This is a genomic window from Providencia sp. PROV076, assembly GCF_028483405.1.
In the GTDB taxonomy this organism is placed as follows: domain Bacteria; phylum Pseudomonadota; class Gammaproteobacteria; order Enterobacterales; family Enterobacteriaceae; genus Providencia; species Providencia huaxiensis.
On sequence record NZ_JAMPRR010000026.1, the window covers coordinates 22009 to 33235 of the forward strand.

General features: G+C 40.3%; 9 protein-coding genes. 7 read left to right on the forward strand and 2 right to left on the reverse strand.

Translation table 11 applies throughout. The features are described 5' to 3' along the window. Nucleotides 1–167: 167 nt before the first annotated feature. The 4 genes from PSF67_RS16215 to PSF67_RS16230 all read left to right on the forward strand — a co-directional run bounded on the left by PSF67_RS16215 (nucleotide 168) and on the right by PSF67_RS16230 (nucleotide 4620). A complete protein-coding gene (locus tag PSF67_RS16215; RefSeq protein ID WP_272677260.1) occupies nucleotides 168–1076 on the forward strand; it encodes a LysR family transcriptional regulator in 909 nt (302 codons plus the stop codon). Nucleotides 1077–1132: 56 nt separating this feature from the next. Beyond that, entirely contained in the window at nucleotides 1133–2374 is a 1242-nt protein-coding gene (locus tag PSF67_RS16220; protein WP_166265787.1) for a D-amino acid dehydrogenase, read from the forward strand. A 2-nt stretch (nucleotides 2375–2376) separates the two neighbouring features. Continuing rightward, nucleotides 2377–2730: a RidA family protein gene (locus tag PSF67_RS16225; protein WP_272677262.1), complete on the forward strand. Its 354-nt coding sequence runs from the start codon at nucleotides 2377–2379 to the stop codon at nucleotides 2728–2730. 228 nt (nucleotides 2731–2958) lie between these two features. Then, the gene (locus tag PSF67_RS16230; RefSeq protein ID WP_272677264.1) at nucleotides 2959–4620 is read left to right on the forward strand and encodes an alpha-keto acid decarboxylase family protein; all 1662 of its coding nucleotides are present in this window, start codon (nucleotides 2959–2961) and stop codon (nucleotides 4618–4620) included. A 69-nt stretch (nucleotides 4621–4689) separates the two neighbouring features. On the opposite strand, the gene PSF67_RS16235 is transcribed toward PSF67_RS16230, so the two are convergent. Both PSF67_RS16235 and PSF67_RS16240 read right to left on the reverse strand, forming a co-directional pair. Then, nucleotides 4690–5700 (reverse strand): XdhC family protein, encoded by a 1011-nt coding sequence (locus PSF67_RS16235; protein ID WP_210844651.1) that lies wholly within the window; start codon nucleotides 5698–5700, stop codon nucleotides 4690–4692. Between the two features lie 9 nt (nucleotides 5701–5709). Then, nucleotides 5710–6273 (reverse strand): nucleotidyltransferase family protein, encoded by a 564-nt coding sequence (locus PSF67_RS16240; RefSeq protein ID WP_102140094.1) that lies wholly within the window; start codon nucleotides 6271–6273, stop codon nucleotides 5710–5712. Between the two features lie 195 nt (nucleotides 6274–6468). On the opposite strand from PSF67_RS16240, the gene PSF67_RS16245 reads away from it, so the two are divergent. Genes PSF67_RS16245 through PSF67_RS16255 form a run of 3 tightly spaced genes read left to right on the forward strand, consistent with a single transcriptional unit; the run spans nucleotide 6469 to nucleotide 11050 of the window. Beyond that, on the forward strand, nucleotides 6469–9264 hold the full coding sequence (locus PSF67_RS16245; protein ID WP_272677265.1) for a xanthine dehydrogenase family protein molybdopterin-binding subunit: 2796 nt from the start codon (nucleotides 6469–6471) through the stop codon (nucleotides 9262–9264). Beyond that, nucleotides 9261–9818 carry a (2Fe-2S)-binding protein gene (locus tag PSF67_RS16250; protein WP_272677266.1) on the forward strand — a complete coding sequence of 186 codons (558 nt, stop codon included), beginning with the start codon at nucleotides 9261–9263 and terminating at the stop codon, nucleotides 9816–9818. Before PSF67_RS16245 ends, PSF67_RS16250 begins: the two co-directional genes overlap by 4 nt. Further along, the gene (locus tag PSF67_RS16255; protein WP_102140097.1) at nucleotides 9815–11050 is read left to right on the forward strand and encodes a c-type cytochrome; all 1236 of its coding nucleotides are present in this window, start codon (nucleotides 9815–9817) and stop codon (nucleotides 11048–11050) included. The genes PSF67_RS16250 and PSF67_RS16255 overlap by 4 nt, the downstream gene beginning before the upstream one ends. The last annotated feature ends 177 nt before the right edge of the window (nucleotides 11051–11227 follow it).

Consider the following 11227-nt stretch of genomic DNA (forward strand, 5'->3'; position numbering starts at 1 on the left):
GGCCTTCACTTTTTATCTCTTTTTAATTTATACCGCCTAATTTCCTTCACCATTTTCAGTACTAAATGAAGAGTTATTCAGATTAATTTGTATTAATTCGGTAGAATATGCGAATTAATACCAACAGTCGGTTTCTGTGAGTAAAGACAAATAATAGGTTTCTGAAAATGAAATTAAGGCATCTCGATATTTTTTATGCGGTCATGACCTGTGGTTCTTTAACCCGTGCAGCGGAGGTTTTACATATCTCACAACCCGCAGCAAGTAAGGCCTTAAAACATGCAGAACAACAACTTGGCTTAGTCTTATTCCAGAGAATAAGAGGAAAATTAATTCCGACTGCTGAGGCAAACCTACTATTTGAGGAAGCCAAAGAAGTTTATCATAATTTAGATAAGCTCAGAATTTTAGCGCAAAACTTATCACGTGATCCACAAGGTAAATTAGCCATTGGCTGCTTACCTAGCTTAGGGCTAAACTTAGTGCCTGAAGTAACCGCGCAATTTATAAAAAAGCACCCCAATATCAAACTCACGATCGGTACACATCATACAACGGATATTCTGCAGCTATTAACCCAACAAGATCTCGATATTGGTATTGGCTTTAATCTTGAAATTGAAGGGGGGATTACTGTTCTCCCCATTGCTGATATCCCATTAGTTTATGTAGATAGCAAATTACCATTACACTCCCCTGTATCACTCACTGATATCGACCAAGAGCGTTGGATCCACCCTGGTTCTGATTCCTTATCTCAGCTATTACAAAAGCGTCACGAGTTTGCAGAATCAAGTATTAGTGTGCACACCTACCATATGGCAGCAGAATTTGTCCAAGCTGGATTAGGCTGCAGTATTACCGATATTTTTTCAGCCGAACACACATTACCTGAATCGATGATTTACCCATTACAGGAAGGTTTACATCTTGCCGTATCTGTTTTTCATCGAGCAGATAAGCCATTAACCAAAGCCGCACAGAATTATGTTAACACCTTGGCATCCACACTCGAAAAAAGAAACAAAGTAGTTAACCAAAAGTTATACTCTAGTAATGAAAACTCAATTGTTTAGTTAGCTTATTCGCCGTTAAATAATAACATCTTGGTTATTATGGGTTACGGATTATTATGACTAAACATGTGGTGGTAATTGGAGCTGGTGTTATTGGTTTAAGCACCGCCTATTCATTAATTAAAGCAGGCCAAACCGTAACATTAGTTGAATCAGATACCGATGTCGGTATGCAAACCAGTTTTGCTAACGGTGGGCAGCTCAGCTATCGCTATGTATCACCCCTTGCTGATGCAGGTGTTCCTTTACAAGGCTTACGTTGGATGGGGAAAAGTGACTCACCTTTAAATTTAAAAATAATGCCTTCATTACAACAATGGTCTTGGTTAGCGCAATTCACATTAGCTTGTAACCGTAAAACCAATAAAGTTAATGGTGCCCATCTTTTACGTTTATCACTCCTGAGCCAAGAAATAATGAATAAATGGCGTAGCAATGGTGATATCGCTGATTTTGCTTGGGAAAAATCAGGGAAATTAATTATTCACCGTGATAATAAAAGTTTCCAAAAAGCCAGTGAAACGGTTGATAAACAATTTCAAAAAGTATTAACACCCGCTGAAATTGTTGAACTAGAGCCTTCTTTAAAAAAGATACAGTCTCAGCTAGTAGGTGCAATATATGCCCCTGATGATGAGAGCGCTGATTGTTATTTATTCTGTAAAAATCTACTGCAATATTTACTCACACAACCTAAATTTAAACTTTGTTTGCAGCACAGTGTTAAATCTTTCATTACTCAAAATAACGAAGTCACTGGAATAGCCACTCACCAGGGAACGATCCAAGCTGATGATTTTATTGTTTGTGCAGGAAATGGTAGCCACGAATTATTAAAACCACTGAATATTAATGTTCCTATTTTAGGGTTAAAGGGGTATAGCCTAAGTGTCGAATACCCGCAAACTGAACATATTGTTCCGAAAATTAATGTTACCGACTACGCCAATAAAATTGTCTATGCCAAACTGAATGACCAATTACGCATTGCTGCAATGGTTGATATTGGCTATGACAATCAAGGTTTACGTGAAAATAGAATACAAGCACTCAAAAATATTATAAAAAATACCTTCCCTGAATTACCCAAAATTAACGATGCTGAAAGTTGGTGTGGCTTACGCCCTTCAACACCCAAAGGCCCTCCTTTATTAGGAAAAACTGCCTATAAAAATTTATGGCTTAATATTGGACACGGTAGTTTAGGGTTTACTCTTGCCGCAGGCAGCGCGGAAATATTGACTCAGCTTATAACAAAACAAACATCCCCCATTTCTTTAACTGGATTAACGAGGTAATCATGTCAATTAAACGGAACACCCCGAAACCACGCTTAGCAGACAGCGTTGAATATGCAGGGATAGTTTATTTATCAGGGCAAGTACCTAATGATCTAACTGGCGACATAATTCAACAAACAACTGAGGTTTTAGCGAAAATTGATGCCTTACTCGCTGCAAGCGACAGTGATAAAACTCGAATTTTATTTGCTCAAGTTTGGATTAAAGATATGGCAAGGGATTTTTCAGCGTTTAACGCTGTGTGGGAAAAATGGATGCCAGTTGAAAGCAGCCCAGCCCGTGCTGCTGTTGAAGCCAATATGGCTCGAGACCAAGTGCTTGTTGAAATAATGGTAACAGCCGCTAAATTTTAATATTACATTTAATAATAGCAGCGAGATCTTATAATAAAGATCTGCTGCTTTTTATTCATTATTTTTCAATTCATTCTATCAGATAGAAAATGACTATTTTTCAATTTAACAAATATACTCAATCCCATTACGAATAATAATATTTTATTATTTACCACATTAATTAGTATTAATTTTATAAAAATAAAAATCACAAGACTATTATTAATTAATAATTGGAGAAATAAAATGAACGAAACTGTGATTGAATATATTTTATCTAAACTATATGACTTAGGAATTGAAGATATTTTTGGTGTACCGGGTGATTATTCCTTTCCTACTAATGATACGGTTTGTACAATGCCTTATTTACGTTGGGTTGGTAACTGCAATGAACTCAATGCAGCCTATGCTGCTGATGGGTATGCTAGAGTTAAAGGAATGGCCGCATTATCAACAACATTTGGCGTTGGCGAACTAAGTGCGCTAAATGCGATAGCGGGTTCTTTTGCAGAACGATTACCAATATTTCACTTAGTTGGGATGCCACCAAGCCAATCACAGCAAAACCAACGCATTGCTCATCATACATTAGGAAATGGAAACTATGATGCATTTTATAAAATGAGCCAGCATATTGTCTGTGCTCATGCCATCATTACCCCTGAGAATTGTATTGAAGAAACAAAGCGACTAATAGCTTGTGCATTACATGAACGACGCCCAGTTTATTTTGGATTACCTGCTGATTTTGCAATGCAGCCTATTATCAAACAAACTAATACCCCCTTATCATTAGAGCCAAAAAGCTGTTCAAAAACGCTAAAAATCACCGTTAATCAGATAATTAATAAATTAATTAATAGTAAACAAGCCTGTCTATTGGCTGGCTCTATATCTTTACGTTTAGGGCTAGAAAAAGAGTTACAAGATATTATTGAACATACCCAAATTCCCTATGCAACCCTCTTTATGGATAAGAGCGTGTTAGATGAAACTAACACACAATATATGGGAATGTATGCAGGTGATTTCATCAATCCACAAGTGACTTCATTTGTAGAAAGCTGTGATTGTATTTTAAATTTCGGCACAATTATGTCAGATTTTAATACGGCTTGTTATACCTCAAATATTAAAACTGAAAACATCATCCATATTATGGATAACTACGTAATTATAGATGGCCAATGCTACAATAATATTTATATGAAGGATATTCTTTTAGCCTTAAAGAATAATTTAATATCTCCTACTCATTATCCTTTTAGTCAAAATTCATTCCCAAGAGCACAATCACTTGGGGAGCCAATCGTTTCAGCCACAAAAGAAATAACGGAAACATTCTTATACCCTCGATTAGAAAAAATGCTCAAACCTAACGATATGATATTTGGTGATACAGGCACATTCACCATGGGCTTAGCATTTGCACTTTTACCTAAAGGTGCATCCTTTCAAACTCAATCTTTGTGGGGATCAATTGGTTGGGCGACTCCTGCTGCATTAGGTGCAGCCTTAGCATCTCCCTTTCGTCGTATTATTTTAATAACCGGTGAAGGTGCTCATCAATTAACTATGCAAGAAATTAGTCAATTTGCACGATTCGGATTAAAACCTATTATTTTTGTTCTAAATAACGATGGCTACCTTATCGAGCGACTATTTTGTCGAGAACCTGAATATTATTATAACGATGTTGCTAAATGGAATTATGCACAACTACCTTCGGCACTTGGGTGTGATGATTGGTATTGTAAAAAAGTAACAACCTGCGAGGAACTCAATGACACCTTACTGCATATTGAAACTCTAGAGACCGCAGCTTACATTGAAATAATTACCGATCGGTATGATGCATCAAAATATTTGGTGAAAATGGGAGAAGCGATTACCTCCATATATTAACTAGATTATTTGTAATTAGCTCCGCCATCTAAAATGGCGTGAGCTATTAGAAATACAATTACGTTATATTTAATTTATACCCATCAATTTCTTAGTTTTATATGCAGTATCTGATGAGGTCACGCCATTTTTATAAGCAACAATGTCGGCCATTATCGCTAAAGCAATTTCAGGTGGTGTTTTGCTACCTATCGGAATACCAATGGGGGCATGGATACGCTCTATTTCCTCTTCCATCATCCCACCGGATGCGATAAGCCGTTCACGACGGCGAGCACTCGTTCTTACTGACCCCATTGCACCAATGTAAAAAGCATCTGTATTAACCGACTCCATCAGTGTTAAATCATCAATTCGGGGATCATGGGTTAAGGAAACAATGGCAGTATTTGGAGAACAACCTTGTTCTTCTAAATAGCGAGCGGGAAATAAAGAAACAACCTCAACTTGAGGTGGAATTTGTGGTGCAAACCGCGCTAGTTCGTCTTCTCGGTGATCGCAAATAATGACCTCAAACCCTAATGTTAAGGCAAAATTAGCGCAATAAGCTCCGACGGTAGAAATTCCTGCAATAATTAACCGAGGAGGAGCCGCAATATATAGCTGAATTTTATCACCATCACGTTCTATCTGTGTTGGTTGCTCTGATTTATTAGCTATATGAATTTCACCGCTCTGCGGCAAGGTGACTTTCTTGATAATCGCCGAATAACCCAATAGCGCATTTTGGATCTCAACAAGGTAATGAAGCGATTTTTCATTATTGGGTAAATATTCAATCAAAACATCTAAGCTGCCATCACAGGGCAAGTTGACTTTAGTTTCAATCCCACCTCTTCCATAGCGAACAACTTGGCTGCGACTAACATAATCAATATTTTTGATTCGTTGAATAAAATCCTCTTCAATGCAGCCACCAGAAAGCGAGCCTACATATTGGCCATTCTGTTTTGCAACCAGCAAGGAGCCAGGACTTCTAGGCGAAGAGCCATAAGTATTCAATACTGTACATAACCAAACTGGCTGCTCTTTTATCCAATCAACAGCTTGGGAGATAACAAAAACATCTTCACGCAACATATTTGTTCCTTACTCGTTATCAACACTTGGATAATCAATATCTTTCACAACATTTTCATCATTTATGTCTAGTTTATAGACAAAATTATTCTGTAATATTGATTTTGCCCCTTCATCTCCAGACAATTTAATTAAATCTGAATAATATTTTGCAGATATTCCCACAGGATGTCCCGGCAAGCCATTATATACTGGCCGTACTAATGTATATTGTTTTAATTTATTCGCTACACGGATAAATAAATGGCTATTGATGTATGGCATATCCGCCAAATGAATTATCCACCCATCTAAATTTGAAGTGTTTTTAACACCAAATGCGATTGAGTCGCCTAACCCATTACTATTAATCAATGAGTATGGAATATTAAATTGTAAACAATTATTAATGACACCTTCATTCTCAGGCCGTGTTACCACATGCATAGGAAGTCCACTATCAATTGAATTACATAGTGTTTTTTCAAAAACTGTGTTTTCCTCTAACACAAAGTTTAATTTACTTCCTTTACCTCCAGCATTTTGAAAACGTTCACTTTTTCCTGCTGCCAATATTAAAATGCCAATATTCATAGTTTTTATTTTAAATCGATATACTGATTGCATACCTCATAAATAAAGTATATTCAGTAAGATCACAAGAACTACTTAATCATTAATTTGAAAATTATTAAGAGAAGTATAATATAAATGTGATACAAGTAATTTTTCTATGTGACTATAAAAATAAAAATACTGATGTAATAATAATAAGTGTAAGGGTGTATTATGAGCAAAAGCAATGTCGAACTCTCCCGCAGACACTTTCTAAAATGTGCCGTTATAGCGGGAATATCTGTTTATTTAGCCCCTTTGTATAGCCGTGCTTTCGATGTGCTATTCGAAGAAAAAATCCTTCAATCTCCTGACTGGAACCCGGTCGACAAACAAATCAAATTCCGTATTGATGGTTTTGCCAAAGTCCAAGGGGAGAAAGTCTTCGCCAGAGACATTCGTGCACGTGATATCCCTCACTGGCCAAAACAGCAAGGCCATGCATTTTTACTCCGCGTGACTCAAGCCGATAAAGTTTACCAAGGCTTTAACCTTGATCTGCTAAAAGATGGCCTGATGCCTGACCGCATCGTAACCGCAAGTGATTTAGAAAAAGATGGTGTCGCTTTCCCTGAATTTTATGGCGAGGATCTATTGCTTCCTGAAGGAAAAACACCAGCCTACCTCGGCCAAGCCGTCGCATTATTGATTTACCATGATTTTGCTAAATTTCGTTTTGCCAAAGAAACCTTAAAATTCCGTGACGATGTTATCCAATATGGCGCATTAACTGGCCCATTAGAACGAGACCCATGGGGAAGCTACCGTGGCGTGCGAGTTGGCAATGAAAACCCTTATGAGCCCGATATTTACTCAAGCCTAAAAGACATGCCAATCTCCCCTATTGGCATGAAAAAACACTTACCCGTTTGGCCTGAAGGCCGCGAAGGTGGAAAATTAGACCAACAAGGCATGCTATATGCTGATGAGCTCGCCAAACAACTGGAAAACCCGCCAGAAGACTGGTTAGTGATCAAACGAAAATACTTTTCTCAATCGATAGATACTGCCGCCTTAGAGCCTGATAATGCTAACGGTTGGTACGACGCCAAAACACAGTCATTCCATCTTGTTATTCCGACACAGTCCCCTCAGGAGGTTGCGGCATCATTACCAGAGATGTTGGCAAAATCACATTTCCCAATTAAGCAAATTTTCCTACACCCTTGTTTTACCGTTGGTTATGGTTCTAAAGACCACACTCCATTCCCCTATTATGGGGCGATGGCAACATTATATGGAGACGGAGTCCCTATTCGTCTGGCTAATGACCGTTATGAACAATTTCAATCCACCATCAAACGCCATGCTTTCGATATGGATTACACCTTAGCGGTTAATAAAAAAACGCATAAAATTGAAGCTCTTTCAGCTTCTTTTATCGGTGACGGCGGTGGTCGCTGTAATTTTACGCCTTCCGTTGTTATGGTCGGGGCTACAGGTGCTCAAGCTATCTATTATATTCCCCGCAGTGATTTATCTGCGGTCGGTATTGCATCACGAGCAGTAGATGCAGGTTCAGCTCGCGGTTATGGCACATTACAAGCCATGGCTGCAACCGATATGTTAATGGAAGAAGCCGCAAAACTACTCAAAGCCGACCCCATCGAGTTCCGCCTTAAAAATATCATCAAGTCTGGGATGAAAAATACCCAAGGGGCAATCCCTGGTGGCGCTATTCGTGCAGATGAAGTGTTAACTCGCTGTGCTGCGCATCCAATGTGGACAGATAGAGCCAAACGTAAAGCCGACTTTGAAGCGAAAAATAGCGGTAAACTATTTGGCACAGGGATTTCTTGTGTGCAAAAAGACTTCGGAACAGGCGCGGAATCCTCCTTTGCTCGCGTGGAACTCACCCCCGAGGGGAAAATTGCCATTTACCATAGTGGTGCAGAAATTGGTACAGGCATGTCCACGTCCCAATCGGTGGTTTGCGCTAAATGGTTAGGAAAGCCTGCGGAACAAGCTCATTTTTCTGTTGTTGATTGGTCAATTTTACCGATGGTATCGACAGGTAACCCATTTGCCATGTCACAAGATGAACAAAACCACCTAGCTCAAAACCCATTATGGACACCGAACTACTGCTCACCTGCGAGTGCCAGTAATTCCGCCTATTATTTCACCCATAGCACCGAAGCGGCAGCGCGCCTTATTTTTGATCATGGGTTATGGCCAGCGGCTATGTCAATTTGGCAAGAAGGCATTGGTGGCGGGCAAGCTGCTCCTCTCGTTGTTCGTCGTGAAGATGCACGTTGGGTTGCTGAAGGCTTAACCGCTGATGGGCTCGAGGTGCTGAGTTTATCGCGCTTAATTGAACGCACTTTTGCAATGGGCGGAGTAACCGGCGCAGTGTGCCACGTATTTAACCGCTGGCAATGGGCTGAAGCGGAATTCCCTATTCAGGGAGAAACCCGCCGTTTACCGATTGATGGGCTATCGCTACGATTTGCCGATAAAGAATACCAAGTTTGCCACCGCGAGAAAGCGTATTACCCTGATACACAAAGAAATAATGCCGGAGTTACATACTACAGTGCCGTTGCCACGGTGACAGAGCTCTCCGTCGACAAAGCGACGGGACATGTTGAATTACTCAACCATCACAGCGTGGTGGAATGCGGTAATCTCATTGTTCCACAGCTGGTTTCAGGGCAAATTCAAGGTGGATTAGCAATGGGTATCGGCCATGCGCTCCATGAATATTTACCTCTCTACGAAGATGGCCCCGGTGATGGGACATGGAACTTCAACCGTTATCATCTCCCTCTTGCCAGTGACGTTGCTGTTTGGCAACAAACCAACGAAGTCCTACCAGGACTTTCGGACACTGACCCGCCGAAAGGCGTTGCTGAGGTTGTTATGATCCCGGTGGTTTCAGCCATCGTTAATGCCATTGCAGATGCAACTGGTCATCATTTCTTGCATTTGCCTGTACGCGCAAAAGACATTTTAGAGGTAATATCATGAGCCTAAATTTCCTTCCCCTTACCTTAACCATTAATGGCCAACAGTATGGACCAATGGACGTGCCTGAAGGCCTCATGATGATCGACTTTCTTCATGATCATGAATATGTCGACCTAACAGGTTCTCGCCTAGGCTGTGGTCAAGGTATCTGCCATGCATGCGTTGTTATCTTAGATAATCCATCTGGTATCAGCGAAGAGATCCGCACCTGTATTACTGGCGCCCATTTTTTCAATAATAAAAGTATTCGGACTATCGAAGGGGCGGCCACTAAAGAAGAAAATGGAGAGGTAAAATTATCTCCGGTTCAGCAAGCTTTTGTTGAACATTTCAGTTTTCAGTGTGGTTACTGCACCCCAGGGTTTGTGAATGCCGCTACCGTATTTATTGAAGAACTTCAGCGAAACCCTATTGCAGAAGAAGAACTAGAAGATGCTATCAAACAAGCTCTAAATAACCATATTTGCCGTTGTACGGGCTATGTCCGCTATTATGAAGCAGTACGCGATGTGGTTCTTGCGACTCCTGGTCTTATCAAGGAGGCAATAAAATGATCAAACGAATTATTTTATGGTTGATAGCCATCGCTATCATCGTTTGGGCGGTGCTCTACTGGTATGAAAGCCGTACCTTAGATGGCCCGGTACAAAAAGTCACCGCGACTCCCCAAGAAATTGAGCGGGGCCGTTATCTCGCCCTTGCTGGTGACTGCGCTGCATGCCACACCAGCGCTGATGGCGCGCCATTAGCCGGTGGTTTTCCTCTAGATACTCCATTTGGGATAATCTACAGCAGCAACTTAACCCCTTCAGCTGACTTTGGTATCGGTCGCTGGACAAAAGATGATTTTTATAAAGCACTGACCCAAGGAATTTCACCGCCGAGTAAAAATCTTTATCCGGCCATGCCTTATACCTCTTACAAAGGGATCACTCGTGAAGATTCTGACGCTATTTACAGTTATTTGATGAGTCAACCCGCAGTTGATGTCGCGCCACCTGAAAATTCATTGCCATTCCCATTGAACCAACGTATGGCAATGATTGGCTGGAATTTATTGTTTTTTAACGACAAACCGCTCCCAGATAGCTCACAAGGTAGCTCCTCTGAATGGCTACGTGGCCGGTATTTAGTTAATGTATTAGAGCATTGTGCCGAATGCCATACGCCAAGAGGGAAACTGGGTGAAATGGATTTAGATAACTTTATGAAAGGCGGTGCATTAGGCCGTTTTATGGCGCCAGATATTACCCCGAAAGCGCTTGCAGAACGAGGATGGACAAAAGAAGATTTACAGCAGTTTTTCATGACTGGGCTCACGCCACAAGGTTCCGCCTACAGTGATATGCACCCTGTAATTTATCTGAGTTCACAACATTTAACTCCAGAAGATAATAGTGCCATAGCCACCTATTTAATGGGCGATAACCCACCAGCCACTTCACCATTAAGAATGGGGGAAGGTAACGCACAAGGCCGCCAAATTTATTTAGAAACCTGCTCCGGCTGCCACTCCTATGATGGTAGCGGCAAACCGAATGTTGCCGTGGCAATGAAAGGGAATTCAACATTACGTGATGCGGATAGCACTAACCTAATTAACGCTATTTTAGATGGTTTACCTGAACAGCCGTTTCCTAATAACCAAAACATGCAAAGTATGCCAGGGTTTGCTAATAAGCTAAATGACCAACAAATTAGTGAGTTAGTGAACTTCCTTCGCGTTCAATGGGGAGGACAGCCTGCCGATGTCACCCCGGAGCATATTAAATCTTTACGTCAATAATGACGAAAAATGACCAGTCGGGCTTGTTAATATTTAATGAGCCCGACTGGCCTCTATTTAATCCCCTTATAGGAATATACTTTATATAATAGAATACATATTGATTTAATTATTCATTAATAAGAATTAATATCATTTAAATAAAATACATTCTAATAAAGCTCAGTTATTTTATTC